The sequence below is a fragment of the Agrobacterium vitis genome (assembly GCF_013337045.2).
Lineage (GTDB): Bacteria > Pseudomonadota > Alphaproteobacteria > Rhizobiales > Rhizobiaceae > Allorhizobium > Allorhizobium vitis_B.
Genome location: NZ_CP118260.1, coordinates 924,046 through 945,000 on the forward strand (window position 1 = coordinate 924,046; position 20,955 = coordinate 945,000).

At 57.5% G+C, this 20,955-nt stretch carries 20 protein-coding genes and 1 riboswitch (1 of these 21 only partly in view); of the genes, 13 read left to right on the forward strand and 7 right to left on the reverse strand.

Features of this window, described 5'->3' with window-relative positions; all coding sequences use genetic code 11:
- Positions 1-85: 85 nt before the first annotated feature.
- Together G6L01_RS21940 and G6L01_RS21945 are read right to left on the reverse strand one after the other, a co-directional pair.
- Positions 86-1,357 carry a CmpA/NrtA family ABC transporter substrate-binding protein gene (locus tag G6L01_RS21940; protein ID WP_070164503.1) on the reverse strand — a complete coding sequence of 424 codons (1,272 nt, stop codon included), beginning with the start codon at positions 1,355-1,357 and terminating at the stop codon, positions 86-88.
- Positions 1,358-1,368: 11 nt separating this feature from the next.
- Complete coding sequence (locus G6L01_RS21945; protein ID WP_060717143.1) at positions 1,369-1,956, reverse strand: ANTAR domain-containing response regulator; 588 nt, start codon at positions 1,954-1,956, stop codon at positions 1,369-1,371.
- 468 nt (positions 1,957-2,424) lie between these two features.
- Here G6L01_RS21945 and G6L01_RS21950 point away from each other — a divergent pair, with 468 nt between their 5' ends.
- Complete coding sequence (locus G6L01_RS21950; RefSeq protein WP_070164504.1) at positions 2,425-3,150, forward strand: pentapeptide repeat-containing protein; 726 nt, start codon at positions 2,425-2,427, stop codon at positions 3,148-3,150.
- A gap of 7 nt (positions 3,151-3,157) precedes the next feature.
- Here the strand turns inward: G6L01_RS21950 and G6L01_RS21955 are convergent, their stop codons facing one another.
- Complete coding sequence (locus G6L01_RS21955; protein WP_139190121.1) at positions 3,158-4,117, reverse strand: phytanoyl-CoA dioxygenase family protein; 960 nt, start codon at positions 4,115-4,117, stop codon at positions 3,158-3,160.
- A gap of 296 nt (positions 4,118-4,413) precedes the next feature.
- On the opposite strand from G6L01_RS21955, the gene G6L01_RS21960 reads away from it, so the two are divergent.
- Positions 4,414-5,007, forward strand: a complete 594-nt coding sequence (locus tag G6L01_RS21960; RefSeq protein ID WP_081344031.1) for a DUF922 domain-containing Zn-dependent protease — start codon at positions 4,414-4,416, stop codon at positions 5,005-5,007.
- Positions 5,008-5,023: 16 nt separating this feature from the next.
- Here G6L01_RS21960 and G6L01_RS21965 read toward each other — a convergent pair whose 3' ends face one another.
- Positions 5,024-5,938, reverse strand: coding sequence for a LysR family transcriptional regulator (locus G6L01_RS21965; RefSeq protein WP_070164505.1), 915 nt, complete (start codon positions 5,936-5,938; stop codon positions 5,024-5,026).
- 99 nt (positions 5,939-6,037) lie between these two features.
- On the opposite strand from G6L01_RS21965, the gene G6L01_RS21970 reads away from it, so the two are divergent.
- From G6L01_RS21970 to G6L01_RS21990, 5 genes are all read left to right on the forward strand, one after another.
- Positions 6,038-7,213, forward strand: coding sequence for an acyl-CoA dehydrogenase (locus tag G6L01_RS21970; protein ID WP_070164506.1), 1,176 nt, complete (start codon positions 6,038-6,040; stop codon positions 7,211-7,213).
- Positions 7,214-7,223: 10 nt separating this feature from the next.
- On the forward strand, positions 7,224-8,375 hold the full coding sequence (locus G6L01_RS21975; protein ID WP_070164507.1) for a CaiB/BaiF CoA transferase family protein: 1,152 nt from the start codon (positions 7,224-7,226) through the stop codon (positions 8,373-8,375).
- A gap of 104 nt (positions 8,376-8,479) precedes the next feature.
- Positions 8,480-8,968: a nuclear transport factor 2 family protein gene (locus G6L01_RS21980; protein ID WP_070150195.1), complete on the forward strand. Its 489-nt coding sequence runs from the start codon at positions 8,480-8,482 to the stop codon at positions 8,966-8,968.
- 210 nt (positions 8,969-9,178) lie between these two features.
- Positions 9,179-10,228, forward strand: coding sequence for a DmpA family aminopeptidase (locus G6L01_RS21985; RefSeq protein WP_070164531.1), 1,050 nt, complete (start codon positions 9,179-9,181; stop codon positions 10,226-10,228).
- A gap of 26 nt (positions 10,229-10,254) precedes the next feature.
- Entirely contained in the window at positions 10,255-11,121 is an 867-nt protein-coding gene (locus G6L01_RS21990) for a D-amino-acid transaminase (protein WP_070164508.1), read from the forward strand.
- A 233-nt stretch (positions 11,122-11,354) separates the two neighbouring features.
- On the opposite strand, the gene G6L01_RS21995 is transcribed toward G6L01_RS21990, so the two are convergent.
- Together G6L01_RS21995 and G6L01_RS22000 are read right to left on the reverse strand one after the other, a co-directional pair.
- On the reverse strand, positions 11,355-12,353 hold the full coding sequence (locus G6L01_RS21995) for a lipocalin family protein (RefSeq protein ID WP_070164509.1): 999 nt from the start codon (positions 12,351-12,353) through the stop codon (positions 11,355-11,357).
- Positions 12,354-12,396: 43 nt separating this feature from the next.
- Positions 12,397-13,059, reverse strand: coding sequence for a TetR/AcrR family transcriptional regulator (locus G6L01_RS22000; protein ID WP_070164510.1), 663 nt, complete (start codon positions 13,057-13,059; stop codon positions 12,397-12,399).
- Between the two features lie 433 nt (positions 13,060-13,492).
- Between G6L01_RS22000 and G6L01_RS22005 the strand changes: the two genes are divergently transcribed.
- Positions 13,493-13,810, forward strand: a complete 318-nt coding sequence (locus G6L01_RS22005; protein ID WP_081344028.1) for an NIPSNAP family protein — start codon at positions 13,493-13,495, stop codon at positions 13,808-13,810.
- Positions 13,811-14,131: 321 nt separating this feature from the next.
- Here G6L01_RS22005 and G6L01_RS22010 read toward each other — a convergent pair whose 3' ends face one another.
- A complete protein-coding gene (locus G6L01_RS22010) occupies positions 14,132-15,640 on the reverse strand; it encodes a serine hydrolase domain-containing protein (protein WP_070164511.1) in 1,509 nt (502 codons plus the stop codon).
- Positions 15,641-15,887: 247 nt separating this feature from the next.
- Here G6L01_RS22010 and G6L01_RS22015 point away from each other — a divergent pair, with 247 nt between their 5' ends.
- The 5 genes from G6L01_RS22015 to G6L01_RS22035 all read left to right on the forward strand — a co-directional run.
- Complete coding sequence (locus G6L01_RS22015) at positions 15,888-16,922, forward strand: dipeptidase (RefSeq protein ID WP_070164512.1); 1,035 nt, start codon at positions 15,888-15,890, stop codon at positions 16,920-16,922.
- A gap of 44 nt (positions 16,923-16,966) precedes the next feature.
- Positions 16,967-17,085: riboswitch (TPP riboswitch) on the forward strand.
- Between the two features lie 105 nt (positions 17,086-17,190).
- Positions 17,191-19,023 (forward strand): phosphomethylpyrimidine synthase ThiC, encoded by a 1,833-nt coding sequence (gene thiC / locus G6L01_RS22020; protein WP_070164513.1) that lies wholly within the window; start codon positions 17,191-17,193, stop codon positions 19,021-19,023.
- 1 nt (position 19,024) lies between these two features.
- Complete coding sequence (gene thiO / locus G6L01_RS22025; protein WP_070164514.1) at positions 19,025-20,017, forward strand: glycine oxidase ThiO; 993 nt, start codon at positions 19,025-19,027, stop codon at positions 20,015-20,017.
- Entirely contained in the window at positions 20,014-20,211 is a 198-nt protein-coding gene (gene thiS, locus G6L01_RS22030; RefSeq protein ID WP_070164515.1) for a sulfur carrier protein ThiS, read from the forward strand. The genes thiO and thiS overlap by 4 nt, the downstream gene beginning before the upstream one ends.
- Position 20,212: 1 nt before the next feature.
- On the forward strand, positions 20,213-20,955 hold the 5' portion of the coding sequence (locus tag G6L01_RS22035; RefSeq protein WP_070164516.1) for a thiazole synthase. Its footprint extends 31 nt past the window's final position; only the first 743 of its 774 coding nucleotides appear in the window; the start codon lies at positions 20,213-20,215; its stop codon lies off the right edge, out of view.

Consider the following 20,955-nt stretch of genomic DNA (forward strand, 5'->3'; position numbering starts at 1 on the left):
GAGGCCACTCGAAAATCCGTCGAGGTTCTCGTCTAATTATTGCGCAGTGCTTATTTACGTGGCGAAAAAACTGCCCGAAATCCGTTCAAATTTCGTCTGGTCTCGCAGATGCTGCAAGAGGGGCGTGCACCGGAAACTGCTTTGGATAGGAGGCAAGTTTGGCGGGATCGAAGACGAAACCATCGATGAAGCGGTCTCCATCGCGCAGTCCTTCTATCCGCAAATCGTCTAGTGCCAACTGATTGGGCAGGCCAAGAGCGGCGCGGTAGATATCCGGGCGAAAGGCGCTGGCTGCTTTTTCCACATCAGCTTCGAAGTAGCGCGTCTGCCCCCAGCGGATCATCTGGCTATAGATCCACAAAGCCTGGCTCGGGCGGGGGTAGTTTGCCTGCTCGGCATGGAAGCGGAAATAGTGGTCGATGACCCGGCGATTGCCTTTTGCATCCAGATGGAAGACGCCGCCCAGCACATGGCGGATGATGTCGCCTGGCGCGCCGATATAGCGTGGTGCGGAGAGCATTTCGGCCAGCGCATCGCGGTTGTCGGGTGCGTCACACCAGCGGGCAGCCTCATCGAGAGCGGTGATCAACCTGTTAACAGTATCCTGGTTTTCCGCCGCCCAATCCGGGCGCATGCCCAGCACTTTTTCAGGGGCCGATGGCCAGATATCCTGTTTGGCGGCGACGATCCGGCCAACTCCGCGCTCGGACGCCACCATGTTCCAGGGCGCGCCAACGCAAAAGCCGTCAATGGCGCCTGCGGCCAAGGCATCGGAGGTGAGCGGCGGCGGCACCACGACCAGCTTCACGTCACGGTCCGGATCAATGCCGCCAGCGGCCAGCCAATAGCGAAATTCGTAATTATGCGAGGAAAACGGATAGGTCATGCCCAAGGTTGGCATCGGCTCGCCGCGTTCGCGCATGATCTCCAGCACACGGGCCAGCGCCCGGACATTGTCCAGCGCACTGGCCTGCGCTGCAACCAAGCCGGTTTCCTCCATCCGCTGAAACAGCCGGATCGACAGGGTGATTGCATTGCCACCCTGTCCCAGCGAAAACGCCGTAATGGTCGGGGAGGGGTTGGAGCCGAGGCCGAGCATTGAGGCGACAGGCATCGGCGACAGCATGTGGGCGACATCGAATTGCTGGAAGGCCAGCCGGTCACGGAGATTGGCCCAGGACACGTCTTTCACCAGTTCCAGGGTCAGGCCGTGGCGCGCCGCAAAGCCGAATTCAACGGCTGCAATCAGCACCGAGGCATCGACCAGCGGAATGAAGCCGACGCGCAGGTGACGGGTTTCCGTCCGGCCTGGTGCCGGTGCGGAAAGAATGGACCTCTGTGTGGCGGCCTCGGTCATGTCTGGCGTCCTCACATCAAAAGGCTGGCGGCGGTGACAACGCTCTGGGCGATCTCCACCATTTTCTTTTTCTCGTTCATGGCGCTTTGCCGCAGCAGGGCGAAAGCCTCTTCTTCCGACAGGCCACGCATTTTCATCAGGATACCCTTGGCCCGCTCGATCACTTTGCGCTCTTCCAGAGCCGTGCGGGCTTCCGTCAATTCACGCTGCAATCGCTCAAAGGCCCGGAACCGGATGACGGCCATGTCGAGGATCGGCTTGACGCGCTCCTTGCGCAATCCATCGACGATATAGGCGGAAACCCCGGCATCGACAGCAGCGGCAATCGATTCCGTATCGGCGCGGTCAACGAACATCGCAATCGGCCGACTGACACTGCGGCTCAGTTGAAACAGATGTTCAAGCATATCGCGATTGGGGCTTTCCAGGTCGATGATGATCACGTCTGGCGCCAGCGTTTCTATGCTGCGGGCGATACCTTGGACCTCATTGATAACTGTGACATGCAGATGCCCTGCCTCCCGCAGCCCTTCCTCGATAATCGAGGCGCGGATGGCATTTTCATCGATGACAAGAATGGTCAGGTCGCTATGGGTCACGGATCAGGCTTACCGCACTGCGAAATACTTGACAATTGCATTGCACACCAATGAGCCTGAGAAGGTTTCCAAAAGGGATCGTCGCCCAGCATTATTTGTGAGCATGACAGTCTGCCTGTCTGGTGATTTTCTTGACGAGGAAGGTTTTCAGGGCCGCGATCAACGGTTTTGGAGAAAAATAGCGCCGGTATAGAGCGATTTAAGCAGAGACTCCTTGGGTAACCAGGGAAGGTCTGGTTAGATAGGTCGATAGCAGACTTGACGCCTGTATCGTTTCCATATGTGAATGGTGGCAGGAGATGCGCAAAAACAAGATGCGTAAAAACAAAGGGCTATAGCACGTTAAATTGCTGCATGATTTTCGCCTTATATCAGGTGGGATTTAGGGAATTATGCGGTGGGGGGAATGCATGGTGGCCGTGCTGTCGATTGCCGGGCATGGCCAAAAAGTGAGGTTGGACCAGATTTATGCAATTCGCTTTGTTCCAGGATGTCAAAAACACTGCCAGGCTTGCGTCTTGCCTGTTCTCTCTCGTTGTCATCTCCATGCTCGGCACGAGTGTTGCCCAGGCAGCCGATTGCCGAAGCGGCCCTGCCAGCAAGGTGGATTGGTCAGAATGCCGCAAACGGCAGTTGATGCTGGGCGGTAGCGACCTTCGCGGTGCCAATCTTTATGATGCGGACTTGAGTTTTACCGATTTGAGCAATTCCAGTTTGCAGGCCGCCGATCTGGAAAAGGCGACATTGATCCGCGCCTCTTTCGCTGGCGCCAATGCTGACGGTGCGAAGTTCGACCGTATCGAATCCTATCGCGCCGAGATGTCGGCAATGTCTGGAGTGGACGCCAGTTTTGTCTCAGCGGAAATGCAGCGCGTCAATTTGGCTGGCGCCAATCTGGCCGGTGCTGATTTTACCAAGGCAGAGTTGAGCCGGGTGAATTTTGAAAAGGCCATCCTGATGGGAGCCAAATTCACATTGGCAAACCTGTCCCGCGCCAGTTTCAATTTGGCGCGGCTGGATGGTGGCGTCGATTTTGAAGACGCATTCCTGTTTCGAACCCGCATTGAGGGGGTGGACCTATCGACAGCCAAGGGGCTGAAACAGGACCAGGTCAACCTTGCCTGTGGCGATGCCAAGACCAAGCTTCCCGCAGGCCTGACCAACCCATCAGATTGGCCCTGTCCTGCGGATTAATCATTGTTCAGCGCAGGATCGGTTCGCCGTGGAAGCGGCGCTTTGACGGTTTGGAAACGCCGAAGCCGACTTCCATCATCAAGCGTGGCTTAGCTGTCGGCACCGTGCCCATATGGAAACCGAACGGGTCTTCAACAAAGCCCGAACCTGCTGGTCCAGTGAGCGTGACAGCGCTGTCCTTGCCATAATAGTCAAGAACTTCTTCTGCCGGATGGCCGACAAGCAGGGTCAACTGGTGTTTCAGCCGACGGCGGCGGTGGCTACCCTTAACGAAGATATGCGGCCCTGTGCCCTCATCGACGCTATTGATATTGAAGAAGAATTTCAACATGCGCCAATCGTCGAGGTCGAAATGAAACTTGTCGAGCGAGGCCATGCTGCGGTCTTTCTCGGTGGCGGCAGTGGGAAAGCTCCACCAGAGACGAGTGGTGATCAATTGCGCCTGGCCGCCGAGATAGTTTTTGGCGATATCGATCAGCAACGGATCTCTTTGTACAGCGACAGCGGCATCGCAATTCAATGTCCGCTCGAACAGGTGACCGCTCAGGATTGGACGTCCGAATGTCTTCTCAGCTTCGGCATGATCGCCTGCCTTGAATTCCAGTCGCCGGTCGAAATTGCCGAAGCAGGGCGTTTTCAGCGCATGATCATGAATGGATTGATGGATGTCGCCGGGCAATTGCAGTCCGGTGAAAATTCCGTCCTTCCGCAGGGCAAGCGTTGCGGGTCCGCTGTCTGCCTTGAACATGCTTGGTTGGGTATTGGAGGCCGGTTTGTGCTTGCGCGCTGTCAGCCAGTGCAATTGGCGACCCGGCATGGTTCTGGCCAGCATAAACATTGGCAGCCAGGCAGGGTTTTCCTTCACGTCGGCAATATATGTCGGAATTCGCACAGCCATGCGGCGAAAGGCGCTACCTTTACGAGCAATGGATTCGAGGTCTTGCGGGGTCGATTCAATTGTCTGCATCACTGAAGTCTCCTGGCGAATGCTGCCAAACAGCACGATTCGATGGATAGGAGTTATGCGTCACCCACACCTAATAGAGAACATCACATTGTGGCGAAATCGTGACATTTCTTTTATTTCAATGAGTTAGAGTATTTTCTGGCAAAAAACTGCTTGCTTTGACAGGTGTGTTTGAGGCAGGAAAATAAACCTTACTATTGTTTGAGTAACGAGCCCTTGTCACAGGATCATGAACAACCATGCTTGATCGTTTTTTTGGCAGTAACAACCTATCGGGTGTATTTCTCTCGAAAAAAATGGCTATTGGCGTCATTGCTTGGCTGTTTTTAAATGTCGCAAATCCAACATTTGCAGACTGGCAAGCGGTCGAGCAGATTGCGACTTACCCCGTTTCTGGGCAGAGCGGGCCGCTACTCTATCAATCCATCGGGGAAAAAGGCCCGGTTATCGGTACTGACAAACGGATGCATGTCATTGCTCATACCACATTCAAGCTGACATGGACACGCAAATATAGGCCGCATGGCAGCGCTTGCGTGCTGGAGACGGCCATACCTAAATTGACCATTATCTATACGCTGCCCCGTCCATCCCAGTCGCTGACAAGTCCGGTTAAGGAAAACTGGACGAAATTTATCGCCGGGATTGAGACACACGAGCGTGTCCACGGTCAAAACATCAAGGACATGGTCAAGGCGATCGAGGCGGCAAGCATCGGTCTGACCGTGCCGGATGATCCCGACTGCAAGAAGATCCGCACGGACCTGACAAAGCGCCTGGGAGAAATTTCCGACCGGAAGCGTGAGCGTGACAGGATATTCGAGCAATCTGAAATGGCGCCGGGCGGACCCATTCAGCAGCTCATCCTGGGGCTGGTCAATGGCGGGTGAAAAGCATAGTTTTTCGTTAAGCGGGTTCTGCGTCCGTGAAGGCCTTTACCTCGTGCAGAAGCCATTGCGTAAATGCCGCCAGTGGTTTTGATGCGGGACGATTATCCGGGGACACGAGATAATAATTGCTCTGGCTGTTGACGCGGTGCTGCGATGCCAGGACAAGCTGGCCGCTTTCCAACTCTGGCCCGATCAAAAACAGCGGCATCAGCGCGATACCAAGTCCGGCAATGCAGGCCTGGGCCACATTCATGAACTGCTCGAAACTCATGGCGGCGCGCGGTGTGGCGGTGATGCCGAGGCTGTCAAACCAATGGTCCCAGGCCAGCGGTCTCGACTTCATCTGGATCAGCGGTAGGTCGGCCAGATCGCTGTCCGATTTGATGCGGTGGCTGGCTAGAAAGGCCGGGCTGCACACCGGGGCAACCGTCTCGTCCATCAGGAAGGTGCAGGTGGCACGCGGCCAGTTCGGCTTGCCGATATGGATGGCAGCATCCAATTGTTCGGCATCGAAATCAAATATGCCGATGCGGGTGGCGAAATTCAGGTTGATATGCGGGTGGGCGGCGACAAAGCTTGAAATGCGCGGCAAAAGCCAACGTGTTCCAAAGGTCGGCAGGATGGCGATATTCAGCGCATTGCCTTGCGAACCAGTCATGGCTTCCAGAGAGGCGTCCTGAATCAGAGAAAGTGCTGCCTGGATGGCGCGGTGAAAATTTTCGCCACGCGGCGTCGGGACCACGCCGCGACCGTTGCGCAGGAAAAGTTGCGTCCCCAATTGCTCTTCAAGCGTCTGGATCTGCCGGCTGATCGCGCCCTGCGTCAGGTTCAATTCACTGGCGGCAGCGGAAAAACTGCCCAGCTTCGCCACGGAATCCATTGTGACCAGGGCGCTGGTGGACGGCAGCAGGCGGCGTTGAATGAGCTTCATCAGCTATGATTATAACTCATATCCCGTTTCGTAAACATTGTTTTGCGAATCCGGTCCGATCTGCGAGATTGGTTGTAAGAATTTTTGAGCGAGGATGCCATGAGCTTTGTGTGGGACGATCCCTTTCTGCTGGAAGACCAGTTGAGCGACGAAGAGCGGATGATCCGCGATGCGGCGGCGGCCTTTGCCAAGGCTGAACTGAGCCCCCGCGTCGAGGATATGTATCTCAACGAAACGACGGAACGTGGACTGTTTCCGCTGATGGGCAAGGCGGGCTTGCTGGGTGTGACCCTGCCGGAAAAATATGGCGCGGCGGGCGCCAATTACGTCAGCTACGGCCTGGTGGCGCGCGAAGTGGAGCGGGTGGATTCCGGTTTCCGGTCGATGATGAGTGTGCAATCCTCGCTGGTGATCCATCCGATCTTTGCCTATGGCTCGGAAGAACAGAAAGACAAATATCTGCCGGGTCTGGTGTCCGGTGAATTGATCGGCTGCTTTGGCCTGACCGAACCTGATGCGGGCTCCGATCCGGGCGGCATGAAAACCAGAGCCGAAAAGATTGAGGGCGGTTACCGCCTGCGCGGCTCGAAAATGTGGATTTCCAACGCGCCGATCGCCGATGTGTTCGTGGTCTGGGCCAAATCCGAGGCGCATGATGGCGCCATTCGCGGCTTTGTGCTGGAAAAGGGGATGAAGGGGCTGTCCGCCCCGAAGATCGGCGGCAAGCTATCGCTGCGCGCGTCGATTACCGGCGAAATCGTCATGGACGGTGTTGAGGTCGGTGAGGATGCCTTGCTGCCTGGCGTCAGTGGGTTGAAAGGGCCGTTCGGCTGCCTGAACCGGGCGCGCTATGGTATTTCCTGGGGCGTCATGGGGGCTGCCGAAGATTGCTGGGTGCGCTCGCGCCAATATGGTCTCGACCGCCATCAGTTCGGCAAGCCGCTGGCCGGGATGCAGCTCTATCAGAAGAAGCTCGCCGATATGCAGACCGAAATCGCGCTGGGCTTGCAGGCATCCTTGCGGGTCGGTCGGTTGATGGACGAGCATAAGCATGCGCCGGAAATGATTTCCCTTATCAAGCGCAACAATTGCGGCAAGGCGCTGGACATTGCCCGCATGGCCCGCGACATGCACGGCGGCAATGGTATCCAGATCGAATATCATGTGATGCGGCATTCGCAGAACCTGGAAACGGTCAATACCTATGAAGGCACCCATGATGTGCATGCGCTGATCCTGGGCCGCGCCCAGACCGGCATCCAGGCATTTTTCTGAGGGCGGATCGATGTCGAATGCGCCACTGTCGGGATTGAAGGTCATCGAACTGGCCCGGATTTTGGCCGGTCCCTGGATCGGCCAGACGCTGGCCGACCTCGGCGCCGATGTGATCAAGGTAGAAAGCCCGCAGGGCGACGATACCCGTAGCTGGGGACCGCCTTTCATCGATGACGGCGTGGAAAAGGCCGCTGCCTATTTCCACGCCTGCAATCGCGGCAAACGGTCGATCACGGCGGATTTTACCAGAGCTGAAGACATCCAAACCCTGCGCGATCTGATCGCGTCAGCCGATGTGGTGATCGAGAATTTCAAGGTGGGCGGTCTGGCCAAATACGGCCTTGATTACGACAGCCTGAAAGAGCTTAATCCGAAGCTGGTCTATTGTTCCGTCACCGGCTTTGGCCAGGATGGGCCTTATGCACAACGGGCCGGGTATGACTTCATGATCCAGGGCATGAGCGGCATCATGGACCTGACTGGAGAACCTGATGGTGCGCCTCAGAAGATCGGTGTTGCCTTTGCCGATATCTTCACCGGCCTTTATGGGGTAATCGCCATCCAGGCGGCGCTGGCCCAACGCCTTCAGACCGGACGCGGTCAGTTCATCGACATGGCATTGTTCGACTGCATGTCGGCGGTATTGGCCAATCAGGCGATGAATTACGCTGCGTCCGGCATCGTGCCGAAGCGCATGGGCAATAATCATCCCAATATTGCGCCCTACCAGACCTTTCCGGTTGCCAACGGCCATATCATCATCGCCTGCGGCAACGATGGCCAATTTGTCCGGCTGTGCGGTGTGCTGGGCTTGTCCGAGCTGGCAGTGACGCCTGAATTTTCCACCAATGCCGCCCGTGTCGCCCATCGCGATCAATTGACCACCGTGATGGAAGACAAGACCTGGCAATTCGAGCGCGACGACCTTTTGGCGCGACTGGAGGCGGCGACCGTTCCGGCCGGGCCGATCAACACGGTGGCGGACCTGTTCGCCGATCCGCAATTTGCCTTCCGGCAGATGAAAATCACCCCGGATGGCGTGCCGGGCATCCGAACGCCCATTGTGTTTTCGCAGGCAGAGCTGGAGACCGCGCGCCGCGCACCGCGCTTGGGAGAACATACGGCAGAAATCCTGGTGGAGATACGGCACGGCAAGGATTGAAAGGGTTGGTTTCCTTTTGGTTGCTATGGGTCGTAAAACTGCCGTCTTGCATGGTGCGCTGGGGTGTGATCTCAAGTATCCATCATTCACTGACGGGATCGGCCATGAAAATCTTTCTTTCCATCGTTGCGCTGTCGCTCAGCCTCGCCTCGGGTGTTTTTGCACAAGAGCCGGTTCGTGGCGTTGACAATGCCGAAGCGCTGTTTACCAGCCCCGATCCGGTGCTGAACCGCAATAAGCAGGCGACCTATAAGATCCTCAAGGAACTGCTGGAGGCCAATCACTGGGACCGCGCCGATCTCTATCTGACGGAGCGCTACATTCAGCACAATCCCAATGCGGCCTCGGGCCGTCAGGGCGTGATCGACTATTTCACCAAGGTGCGAAAAGTAACGCCGTCGCCGATCCCGGAAAAGATGCAGACCAAAGTGGTTTCCGTTGTTGCAGAAGGTGACATCGTCACCGTTGCCTTCCCGCGTGAGATGAAGGACCCCAAAGACCCGACCAAGACCTATACCACGACCTGGTTTGACAGCTGGCGTTTCGTGGATGGCAAGGCGGACGAACATTGGGATTCGGCGACCAAGCCGTGAACGATCAGTCATTGAAGATGACTGATCGCTTTCCTTTTGCAAATCCCTCAAGCCTCAGCTGCATTTGAGGGATTTGCAATGTCTTCAAGGCGAGGATGCGTCAGCATCTTCGAGCCTTTCGACAACATGGTGGATATCCCTAGATTTGCCGTGATATTTGTCAGGCCCGGGCGTAGTGTGCCGCCGATTTGACGGTTGGCGGAGCAGGATGTGACGGAAAATTCGCGTGCGCGGTTCAGGGAGCTTGGTGGCCCCATAGGCCATTATCCCGCCGGACCGCTCAATGCCATCACCGATGTCACAGGCGTTTTCGTTGGTCATATGACCTTGATAGACGGGGAGCGGATGCGGACTGGTGCCACCGCCATCCTTCCGCATGGCGGCAATCTGTTTCAGGACAAGGTGCCTGCTGGTTTTGCTGTTTTGAATGGTTACGGCAAATTTGCCGGTAGCACCCAGATCGTCGAGCTTGGTGAGATCGAGACCCCGATTGTGCTCACCAACACGCTTGCGGTCGGGCGTGCCATCGAGGCGATCAATCTTTATACGCTGGCCCAGAAGGGTAACGAGCGCGTCACCTCGCTCAACGCCGTGGTCGGTGAAACCAATGACAGTCGCCTGAATGATATTCGCGCTGCCCGTCCCGATGTTACGGAGATTGGCGCGGCGATTGCGGCGGCACAGCCTGGTCCGGTAGAGGAGGGGGCTGTCGGTGCTGGCACGGGAACCGTGGCTTTCGGACTGAAAGGCGGCATCGGCACCAGCTCGCGGCTGGTTGAGATCGGCAATGCGCGATATACACTCGGGGTTCTCGTGCAGTCCAACTATGGCGGCCATCTCATCGTTGCGGGCAAGCCCTATCGGTCCGATGCGGTTCACGACAAGGATGGCTCCATCGTTATGATCGTGGCAACCGATGCGCCGCTTTGCGCGCGCAATCTGACCCGGTTGGCGGAGCGCTGCTTTGGCGGCCTTGCCCGCACCGGTGCTGCCCTCAGCAATGGTTCGGGCGATTATGCACTGGCGTTTTCGACGGCAGACTCAGTTAGGCGCACGCCAGCGCGCCGAAAGGCGATGATGAGCGTCGAACAGCTCTCCAATGACGTTGTTTCGCCGCTTTTCGAGGCTGTGATCGAGGCAACCGAGGAGGCGATCCTCAATTCACTGACCATGGCCGTTTCCATGACCGGCGTGAATGCCGCAACGGGAAAGCCGACCGTTGTTTCCTCCATTTCTCTCGACACGATCCGTCGTCTCTGACGCTCTTCCGCATGACAGGAGTTTGCATGTCCAATCCCGCCCTTCGCACCGTCTATCTCAATGGCGCCTTTCTGGCCGAAAACGAAGCGCATATCTCGATTTTCGACCGTGGCTTTCTGTTTGGTGACGGCATCTATGAAGTGACCGCCGTGCTGGACGGCAAGCTGGTTGACAGCGCCCTGCACATGGCCCGACTGGAGCGCAGTGTCGGCGAAATCGGTGGGCATCTGCCGGTATCGACGGATGAAATCGTCGAGATCGAGCGGCGGCTGATAGCCGAGAACGGCTTGAAGGAAGGGATGATCTATCTGCAATATACAAGAGGCGCCGAGGACCGCAATTTCCTCTATTCCGAGGACCTCGCTCCGACCTTGCTGCTGTTTACCCAGTCGAAATCGCTCGACGTTGCCAGCGTTATGGAAAAAGGCCTGAAGGTCAAAACCGTGACGGACCAGCGCTGGGCGCGGCGCGATATCAAAAGCGTTTGCCTCCTGCCACAGGTTCTGGCCAAGCGCGCCGCCAAGGCCGAAGGATGTGACGAAGCCTGGATGGTGGAAGACGGTTTCGTGACCGAGGGCGCGTCTTCGACGGCCTATATCGTCACCGCCGATGACAAGATCATTACCCGCGCCAATAGCAATGCGACATTGCCCGGCTGCACCCGGCTGGCGCTGTTGCAATTGGCAAAGGAACATGGACTTGTTATCGAAGAGCGCCCATTCAGCGTCGAGGAAGCAATGGCGGCCCGCGAAGCGGCATTGACCAGCGCCTCGAATTTCATCGTACCGATCACCAGCATCGACGGCGAGCCGGTCGGTGATGGCAAGCCCGGCCCGGTGGTGACGCGCTTGCGGGCGCTGTACATGGAAAACGCCCGCAGGACGGCGATTTAATCGACCCTAGATGTTTGATGCCGACATTTGCTGGGTAGATTAATAATGAAACGATTGGGCTGCAAAGCCCATCGTTTGCAGATGAACTCGTAGAGCGTTACGCCTTTTACATCGCCGTGCGCAATATATGGCGCATGGCGATGTAGCTCTTTATATCTGCTGCATAATTTTCTCTTTAAAGCCGATTCCGGTTTAAAGAGTTATGCAGTAGTGGCTTGTGCCTTCGCTGGAAGTCAGCGCCACACGCCGACGAGTTCGACGTAACCGAACCCTCGAACCGGCTTGCCGCGCCATGTACCGGCCATGGTGCTCGCACCTTCGTATTTGTTCAGCGCCGGTACCTGAGACACGAACTCCTGCTCACGGGGAGACGGAACCACCTCCAATTCCGCGTCCATGGCGGGGATGCGCACCGTCCACCGCGTGGGGTAGCGGCAACCACTTTTCTCGCTGTGCCAGACGTCCCGCGCCGCAAGACCCGGCTCGGCTGCGGCAACCGTCTGCGATCCGTCTGCATGGAGAATGGTCGCCCATGCGCGCTCCTCGCCGCCAAGCTTGGCCGGGCCGGACCAGAGACTGATGGCGTCGCCATTGTCGAGATTGATGTCCATCCAGCTCCATTTGAATGCTGCGTCGACAGCGGCAACGCCCTCTTGGTTCTGCCATTGTCGATCGAACCAGACGACACCTTCGACGGAGCGCTTATTGCCATCGACAGTGATTGCGCCGCGGGCGGCGAGCCGGGGAACCGAGTATTGATGGATCATCATGCCGATGAGTGGGAAAACGCCGGTGCCTCCGTTCATGATGACCGGGCCCGTCGCGTGGGCCTCTATGTCTACTTCGCCTTTACCGCCGCCGAGGGTGGCCTTTATACGGAAGTTGTCCAGGGTTCCCCACATGCGACCATTTGGCATTTCGATGTCGAAGCCACTGTCAGCAATGGTTGCCTGATCAACCGGGATCACGACATCTTCGGCGCGGTACCAGCCCGTCGTCTCGTTCGTGATCGCAACGCAAGCCTGGATGGCACTGCCGGTATCCGGCATTGGCGAGATCATGATGTGGTACAGAAAATTCAGGGTCTCGCCATCGACGTCGAAATGACCGATGGCGAACCAGGAGTTGACGTCAAACTCCTTCTTCAGCGCAAGGTCGGCGACGGGATCGACAAACGCGCCGAGGCCCTTTGGCACCGTGAGAATTGAAACGTCGGTTGCAGCTTGGGTCATGTCGAGATCCTGTCTCGTATGGGTGGCTGGAGGTGAAGAGTGTTTAGGGGCGAGAGCCTCGGCTGGTGAGGGTGACCGGTCCCGCAGCGGCAAGCAAAGCTGGCAGCATGATCGTGTCGACGAGTTCTACGATCACGTCGCTATCGCGATCATTGACATGAAGCAGCACAAAATGGACGGCAATTGCCCCGGGCAATTTGCCGATTAGTTGCGGAATTTCACTTTGCCTGAGTTCGCCTCTCTGCGTGGCGCGCTGGATGATCGACGACCATTGACGCAAGCCGAACTGGTAAATGGTCTCGGAGAGCAACGCGAGTGGCTCAGGATCCGTTCTCGCCTGGAAAACCAAGCTGGACAGAATTCGCGTACGACGGGGTGAGAGCGCTTCGAAGACCGACCGGACCCACCATTGAAGGTCTTCGCGTAGGCCGCCATGGTCGATATCCGTATCAGGGATTGTCAGCAAGTCCTGCTCCAGCGCCGCCAACACCAACTTGGTCTTGGTGGCGAAACGTCGGTAGATTGCAGGAGGGGTGGTTTGCGCCCGCCGCGACACATCGGAGATCGATAGCGCTTCAAAACCCACCTCAGAGAGGGCTTCCAGCGCCGCATCCAGGATCGCCCGGTCGAGATCCTCGCTATACGGACGCCCAGGCAGACGTATCTTATCCGTACGCGCGTCAATTGTTTTCTCAACAGGCGGCATAATCAAAAGGTCTCCTCTTCTGCGGACCATCTCGTCAAGAGGCGCGGTCCATTGGCTTTTAAGCCCGCAAACAAGACATCACTCGAGCCAACCAAACTCAACAACCCCAAGACAACGCAATAACAATACGATGTCAATCCATATTGTTATTGCGTTGTCTTGGGGTTCTGGTAATACTGCGGACGTAATCGGTTTCCCGGTCAGCGGCGCACCGCGACCAGGCAATCAAGGAGGAGGTCGCAAGGCTTGCGTTGAGCGCCCCCAAATAGGTCGAGGAAGCCGAAGGTCTTCATCGACACCCATGCTGGTCGCCTGGCAGATCGGAGTGTTGCTGGATTGATCGAGTATCGTGTGGACTATCGGCTACTCCCCAAACTCCTCTGAGGAACCGAACGTTAAGCTTAGCTGTTCTCGAACCGAATTGGAAAAAGCAATGAAAATCTATGAAATGCGTATCTACACCCTGAAATCCGCCGAAGCCGCTACTGCCTACCGGAAAATCTGGATCAAGCATATCGAAAGTCTGAAAGCGGTCGGGATTACCACTCATGGCGTGTTTACTGTTGACGGTGATCCAAACAAAATTGTCGCACTCGTGAACTATCCCGAAGGTGCCGATCCGAAAGAGGTATCAGATCGTTATATGACCAGCGATCTGTTCAAGGAGGATATGACGGGTTTCGATCCAGCGTGGTTCTCCTCGGTGGAGGCGATACCTCTCGCCCCCGAAGCATGTTCACCTCTCCAGTAACAGGCCTACTGCATAATTCCTTAAATCGGACTCGATTTAACGAGAAAATTATGCGGCAGATATAAGAGCTATAGCGAACCTTCGTGCGCCATAAATGGCGCACGCGCTGTTGATGAAAAAGCCTGTCCGGTTCGCGGCCATAGCACGTGGGCCCAATAACCATACGGTCGATTAGCTCGTGATACTGCAACGCAATAGGGAGGGCAGCCGAATGTCTTCGGCAGTCGGCTTTCGCAATATTGGCCATGTTGTTCCCAAGAACCATATGCAACGGTATGGTTCTGGATTGTGAACCGTGGTCCAATGCGACCCTGAAAATGGCTATCCCGCCCGTTGATACTCAATCATCCGGGCGCGGGACAGAACCAGTTCCAGGCGGTTTTCACTGAGCAGGTTCAGGCAGATCCGTTTGGTCCAGGGGCCATCGTGAAGCGCGAACAGGTAGCGACCGGCACCCAGCGCTTGCAACGGCATGGACTGGCGGGTTGGGCCGACGCCCATCACCAGCATGGAACCGTGGATTTCAAATCGGGCGCCTTCGGGCGAAAGCCAGGTGCCTGAAAGCGACGGCGAAACACCATTGTCTTTGGCTGGTCGGTAATGACGCGGCCCATGGCCGACGTCGCCGATAATGTCGTCTCCCTGCATTTTCAGCCGCAGCGGCGAGGTGGAAGAGCGCGAGGAAATCCAGCCGTCGCCGTCATCATAGGCCGCGTCTTCGGCATCGAGTGCAATGATGCTGCTTGCCTTTACCTCGATCCAGTTCGGGCCGCTGCCTTCCACGTAAAGCCCGTCACGAAGCGCTCTCGACAAGCTTGGCAGGGGCAGGCCGAACAGTCTTATCATTGCCGATTGGGCAATTTTGGCGCCATTGGTGTCTTCCCGGTTGGAAACGACGACGAAACCAGCACCGGTTTCAGGATCAAGCAGAAAATAGGTCTTGTAGCCCGGATGCGAGCCGCCATGACCAACAAAGTCCTTGTCCCCTAACCGTGTGTGGGCCAGTCCCAGCCCGTAACCGCTTGGCCTGCCATCGGCGAGCGGGCGCGGAGCGGCCATGGCTTCGAGCCGCCCGGCCAGCGCGCCTTTTCCCTTCAGCAGGGCTTGCAGCCATAGGGCAAGCGAGCGGGCGCTGCCCGTCATGCTGCCGGAGGCGGAGATATGCAGGCCAGCGGCGGAAAGCTGCCATTTCTGCCCATCATGCCAATAGCCGGGAGCAAGCCCGGTAACGACATCATTCCAACCGTCTGGCGCATCGAAAACCGCACCGGTTTCTGCGCCGGCACGCTGGATATAATCGCGGAAATAAATGCCCTTGCGCTCAAGCGCTGCTTCCACCAGCCGGTAGCCGGTATTGGAATAGGAAACTTCACTGCCTGCGGCAAAGTTCAGCCGGGTCTGTCGGCTGAGAAAGTCCAGCAGTGGCCCGCTTCGGGTTTCCGAATAGACCGACAATCCAAGCAGGCTTAGCGCTTCACGGGTATCCGGCAAGCCGCCGCTCATATCCAGAGCGCGGCCAACGGTGACACTGGCGAGCGGTTCTTGCAGTTCCGGCAGATGCGCACCCAACCGGTCATCAAGGCGGATAAGGTCCGGATGAGACAGAACCAGCGTACAAAAGGCATGTTTGGTGACCGAGGCATAGCGAATGACACTATCCGGGCTAAAGGACGCGCCCGTGCTCAGGTTTTCAACGCCGCCACTTAACCCAAACCGGATGCCGTCTAGGTCAAAACCGATCACCGCCCCGCCGGGGCCGTCCTGCGTCCAAGGTTCAATAGCGGCGTTGATGGCCCGTTCGGCGTCTTTCCAGTTTAACATCTGTTCCATTCAATCTTTTACCGCCGAAATATCCGCGACAATGATAGCGGTGTCATTTAGCAAATCCGTAGAGGTGGGATGGCAATGCGCTTTGTTGCCCGCGCGTGGTGACAATAGCGTCTGACATCGGTCTCAATGGGTGGCATTTGGGAGCCAAATATGTCAAGTCTTTGATGCATTTGGATATTCACGAATCTTCAATGCAAGGCTGCATCGGCGTGGCAGATGCGTGCGTATGATGTGCAAGGATAGAGCAATGACACAGACCGTTCCCGTGTTCGATGGCCATAACGATGTGCTGCTGCGGCTGCGCCGCTCTGGCCGTCCCCATCCCTACCGCGATTTTTTGCAGGGCGGCGAGGCCGGGCATATTGATTTGCCCAAGGCGCGCCAGGGTGGATTGGCCGGTGGACTTTGCGCTGTGTTCATTCCCTCACCAAGTTTCAAACCCAATGACGCCGGGGATTTCCTGGCGCCGGCCCAGCCGGAAGCGCTGAATGAGACGCTGGCCATGGCCCGGTTGCTGTTGGAAATCGAGGCGAATTCGGCTGGTCGCGTCAAGGTCTGCCGCAGCGCCGCCGATATCCGGCATTGCCTGGAAAATGAAATCTTCGCGGCGGTTTTTCACATTGAAGGCGTCGAGGCCATCGCTGCCGATCTCGATGCACTGTATGTGCTGCATCAGGCGGGGCTCCGCTCGCTCGGTCCGGTCTGGAGCCGACCGAATATCTTTGCGCATGGCGTGCCCTTCCGCTTTCCATCCTCCCCGGATATCGGCCCCGGTCTGACTGATGCTGGTAAGGACTTGATCCGGGCCTGCAATGAGCTGAAGATCATGGTCGATCTCTCTCATATGAACGAACAGGGCTTCTGGGATATCGCCGGTCTTTCCAAGGCGCCGCTTGTCGCCTCCCATTCCAACGCCCACGCGCTTTGCCCCCATAGCCGCAACCTTACAAACAAGCAGCTGGATGCCATCCGTGATAGCGGCGGACTGGTCGGCATCAATTTCGGGGTGATTTTCCTGCGCGAAGACGGTCAACGCAATCTCGATACACCGCTGGATGTGCTCATCGACCATATCGATTATATGGTGACGCGCATGGGCATCGATCATGTGGCGCTCGGCTCAGACTTCGACGGCACCACCGTTCCAGACGCCCTGAAGGATGCAACGGGCCTGCCCTTGATCGTCAAGGGACTGGAAGCGCGTGGTTATGATGCGACCTCGATTGCCAAGATCTGCCACGGAAACTGGATCTCAGTGCTGGAACGGACCTGGGGCGCTTGACGTACATTAACCATTGACGCCGGAGCGAACCCAGCTATTCTAAAGGCATTCACCAGGGGTGTCCCGCAAGGGGCTGAGATTCCGCTACGCATAATAGCAGCGCGGTGACCCGTTGAACCTGATCCAGTTCATACTGGCGTAGGGACGGTGCAAGCGCTGCAAAACCATGGCCCGTATTGGGTTGGCCCGTTATGGGCGGGTAAAGCGTCTTTCCATCATTCCGGCTGTCATGACTGGGTCTCCAACCTGAACACTTGGAGCCTCAAAAATGAATATCGCCCCACAGTTTCCGACCCCCGAAGTCACCACCGGGACGCTTCCCGCCTCCGCCAAGGTGCATATTGCCGGAGAGATCCACCCGCAGATCCGCGTGCCGATGCGCCAGATCACGCTGCACCCCACCTCCGGCGAGCCGCCGGTGAATGTCTATGACAGTTCCGGTCCCTATACCGATCCAAACGCCACCATTGCCATCGATGCAGGCTTGCCGCGTATTCGCGCCGAATGGGTGGTCGCACGCGGCGATGTCGAGGCCTATGCCGGACGTCACGTCAAGCCGGAGGATAATGGCTTTGCGTCAGGCGAAAAGCTGACGCCGGAATTTCCGGTGCGCAACGCGCCCTTGAGGGCAAAATCCGGCAAAGCCGTCACTCAGCTTGCCTATGCCCGCGCTGGCATCATCACCCCGGAGATGGAGTTCATTGCCATCCGCGAGAATGTTGGCCGCAAAGCCGCCAAGGACGCTTTAATCCGCGATGGCGAAAGCTTTGGCGCATCCATCCCGGATTACGTCACGCCAGAATTTGTCCGTCAGGAAGTGGCCATGGGCCGCGCCATCATCCCGGCCAATATCAACCACCCGGAAGCCGAGCCGATGATCATTGGTCGGAATTTTCTGGTGAAGATCAATGCCAATATCGGCAATTCCGCCGTCACATCCTCCATGGCCGAAGAAGTGGAAAAGATGGTCTGGGCGATCCGCTGGGGCGCGGATACGGTGATGGACCTCTCCACCGGACGCAATATTCACAATATCCGCGACTGGATCATCCGCAATTCCCCGGTGCCGATTGGCACGGTGCCGCTCTATCAGGCCCTAGAAAAGGTGCATGGCATTGCTGAAAATCTGACCTGGGAAGTGTTCCGCGATACGCTGATCGAACAAGCCGAGCAGGGTGTTGACTATTTCACCATCCATGCCGGTGTGCGCCTCTCCTATATCCATCTCACCGTCAACCGGGTTACCGGCATTGTCTCGCGCGGCGGCTCGATCATGGCCAAGTGGTGTCTGCATCACCACAAGGAAAGCTTCCTCTACGAGCATTTCGACGAGATCTGCGATATCTGCCGGGCTTATGACGTGTCGTTCTCGCTGGGTGACGGCCTTCGTCCCGGCTCGATTGCCGATGCCAATGACGCCGCGCAATTCGCCGAACTGGAAACGCTGGGCGAACTGACCAAAATCGCCTGGGCGAAGGATTGCCAGGTGATGATCGAAGGCCCCGGCCACGTGCCGATGCATAAGATCAAGGAGAATATGGACAAGCAGTTGAAGACCTGCGGCGAGGCGCCCTTCTACACGCTCGGTCCGCTAACCACCGACATCGCTCCCGGTTACGACCACATCACGTCAGGCATCGGCGCGGCGATGATCGGCTGGTATGGCACGGCTATGCTCTGCTACGTGACACCGAAGGAGCATCTCGGCCTGCCGGATCGCAATGACGTCAAGACCGGGGTGATCACCTATAAGATCGCGGCTCATGCCGCCGACCTTGCCAAGGGGCATCCGGCAGCCCAGGTCCGCGACGATGCACTGTCGCGCGCCCGTTTCGAATTCCGCTGGGAAGACCAGTTCAACCTGTCGCTCGATCCCGACACGGCCCGGTCCTTTCACGACGAAACCCTGCCGAAGGAAGCCCATAAGGTTGCGCATTTCTGCTCGATGTGCGGCCCGAAATTCTGTTCGATGCGGATTTCCCACGATATTCGTGCCGAGGCCCAAAAAGAGGGGCTGGAGGCCATGGCGGCCAAATACCGCGATGGCGGCGATCTTTACATGCCGGTCTCCGATGAGGAGAAACCGTCGGCGGGAGAATGATATGTCCGTTCTGATCAAGGGGGCCGGCGTTGCCGGCCTCACATTGGCGTTTGAACTTGTTCAACGCGGTATCAATGTCGCGGTGCGCGATATCAAAAGCTACGTGGGGCAGGGGGCCTCTCACTATGCGGGCGGCATGCTGGCGCCCTATTGTGAGCGGGAAGCCGCAGAAGAGCAGGTTCTGACGCTAGGCCTTGCAGCTGCGGACTGGTGGGAGCGGGCTTTGCCTGGCTCCGTCACGCGCAAGGGGACACTGGTGCTGACCCCAAACCGCGATATCCAGGACCTGAACCGCTTTGCCAGCCGCACAAGCGGCCATCAATGGCTGGACGCCGATGGCATCGCCGCATTGGAACCGGATTTGGCCGGGCGTTTTCGCAAGGGCCTGTTTTTCGCGGATGAAGCCCATCTCGATCCACGCCAGGCATTGGATGGTCTTTATCAGGCGTTGGTGCAGAAGGGCGTCTCTTTCTATCTCGGACCGGATGCCGAGCCTGATACCAGCAGCTTTGACTGTATCGTCGATTGTACCGGCGCGGCTGCCATCGACACGATCGAAAACCTGCGCGGGGTGCGCGGCGAAATGATCTATCTGCAAACACCGGATATAAGCCTGAGCCGCCCCATCCGCTTGCTGCATCCGCGCCATCCGATCTACATCGTGCCACGCGACAACAATTGCTTCATGGTCGGCGCCACCATGATAGAGGCGCGGGATGACGGCCCGATCAGCGCCCGGTCTCTCATGGAATTTCTGAATGCCGCCTATACGTTGAACCCGGCTTTTGGCGAGGCCCGGCTGATCGAGGCTGGCGTCGGTATTCGCCCGGCCTTTGCCGATAATCTGCCGCGCATTGTCGAGACACAAGATGGTTTGGCGATTGCCGGAATGCACCGTCATGGCTTCCTGCTGTCTCCCGCCATGGCCCGGCAGGCGGCGGACCTAATCGAACACGCGACGTCAAATCAACCCACCCGGAGAGCGACCCGATGAAACTGATCGTCAATGGGGAGCAATTGGACTGCTCCGCCCCCACTCTTTCGACGCTTCTCGAACAATTGGACTATGAGGGCGAATGGCTGGCGACAGCGATCAACGGCGATCTCGTCCACGCCGAAGACCGGCAGGACTGCGCTTTGAACGATGGCGACAGAATCGAAATTCTCTCACCAATGCAGGGAGGCTGATATGCTGACACTCTATGGAATCGAACTTTCCTCTCGCCTGTTGCTCGGCACGGCTCGTTATCCATCGCCAGCCATTCTCGCGGAGGCCGTGCGCCGCTCTAAAACCGAGATCGTCACACTATCCCTGCGTCGGGAAACAGCAGGCGGCAAAGCGGGCGGCGCCTTCTTCGAGCTGATCAGGGAATTGGGCGTGCGGGTTCTGCCGAATACCGCCGGATGCCACAGCGTCAAGGAAGCGGTGCTGACGGCTAAAATGGCGCGGGAGGTGTTTCGCACCAACTGGATCAAGCTGGAACTGATCGGCCACCAGGACACTCTGCAACCAGATGTGTTTCAACTGGTCGAGGCCGCTCGAATTCTGACGGAAGACGGTTTCGAGGTCTTTCCCTATACCACTGAGGATCTGGTGGTCGGCGAGCATCTCCTGAGCGCTGGCTGCAAAGTGTTGATGCCATGGTGCGCACCAATCGGCAGTGCCATGGGACCGCAAAATATCCCCGGTCTTCGCGCCATGCGCGCCGAATTTCCAGACGTCCCGCTGATCGTCGATGCTGGTATCGGTCGGCCATCTCATGCAGCCACGGTGATGGAACTGGGCTTCGACGCCGTACTGCTGAATACAGCGGTGGCCGCCGCTGCGGACCCAGCCGCCATGGCCGAAGCCTTCGCAAACGCAATTGACGCTGGTCGCGGTGGCTACCTCGCTGGATTGTTGGAGCCAAGAGACATGGCCGTTCCATCGAC

What these genes read in the sequence shown, in the direction of transcription:
- G6L01_RS21980 (WP_070150195.1), top strand. Translation starts at nt 8,480, where the DNA reads ATGAAAATCTTTCTTTCCATCGTTGCGCTGTCGCTCAGCCTCGCCTCG.
- G6L01_RS21950 (WP_070164504.1), top strand. Translation starts at nt 2,425, where the DNA reads ATGCAATTCGCTTTGTTCCAGGATGTCAAAAACACTGCCAGGCTTGCG.
- G6L01_RS21975 (WP_070164507.1), top strand. Translation starts at nt 7,224, where the DNA reads ATGTCGAATGCGCCACTGTCGGGATTGAAGGTCATCGAACTGGCCCGG.
- thiO (WP_070164514.1), top strand. Translation starts at nt 19,025, where the DNA reads ATGTCCGTTCTGATCAAGGGGGCCGGCGTTGCCGGCCTCACATTGGCG.
- thiC (WP_070164513.1), top strand. Translation starts at nt 17,191, where the DNA reads ATGAATATCGCCCCACAGTTTCCGACCCCCGAAGTCACCACCGGGACG.
- G6L01_RS21965 (WP_070164505.1), bottom strand. Translation starts at nt 5,938, where the DNA reads ATGAAGCTCATTCAACGCCGCCTGCTGCCGTCCACCAGCGCCCTGGTC.
- G6L01_RS22015 (WP_070164512.1), top strand. Translation starts at nt 15,888, where the DNA reads ATGACACAGACCGTTCCCGTGTTCGATGGCCATAACGATGTGCTGCTG.
- G6L01_RS21940 (WP_070164503.1), bottom strand. Translation starts at nt 1,357, where the DNA reads ATGACCGAGGCCGCCACACAGAGGTCCATTCTTTCCGCACCGGCACCA.
- G6L01_RS22010 (WP_070164511.1), bottom strand. Translation starts at nt 15,640, where the DNA reads ATGGAACAGATGTTAAACTGGAAAGACGCCGAACGGGCCATCAACGCC.
- G6L01_RS21960 (WP_081344031.1), top strand. Translation starts at nt 4,414, where the DNA reads ATGGCTATTGGCGTCATTGCTTGGCTGTTTTTAAATGTCGCAAATCCA.
- G6L01_RS22000 (WP_070164510.1), bottom strand. Translation starts at nt 13,059, where the DNA reads ATGCCGCCTGTTGAGAAAACAATTGACGCGCGTACGGATAAGATACGT.
- G6L01_RS21970 (WP_070164506.1), top strand. Translation starts at nt 6,038, where the DNA reads ATGAGCTTTGTGTGGGACGATCCCTTTCTGCTGGAAGACCAGTTGAGC.
- G6L01_RS21990 (WP_070164508.1), top strand. Translation starts at nt 10,255, where the DNA reads ATGTCCAATCCCGCCCTTCGCACCGTCTATCTCAATGGCGCCTTTCTG.
- G6L01_RS21995 (WP_070164509.1), bottom strand. Translation starts at nt 12,353, where the DNA reads ATGACCCAAGCTGCAACCGACGTTTCAATTCTCACGGTGCCAAAGGGC.
- G6L01_RS22005 (WP_081344028.1), top strand. Translation starts at nt 13,493, where the DNA reads ATGAAAATCTATGAAATGCGTATCTACACCCTGAAATCCGCCGAAGCC.
- thiS (WP_070164515.1), top strand. Translation starts at nt 20,014, where the DNA reads ATGAAACTGATCGTCAATGGGGAGCAATTGGACTGCTCCGCCCCCACT.
- G6L01_RS21955 (WP_139190121.1), bottom strand. Translation starts at nt 4,117, where the DNA reads ATGCAGACAATTGAATCGACCCCGCAAGACCTCGAATCCATTGCTCGT.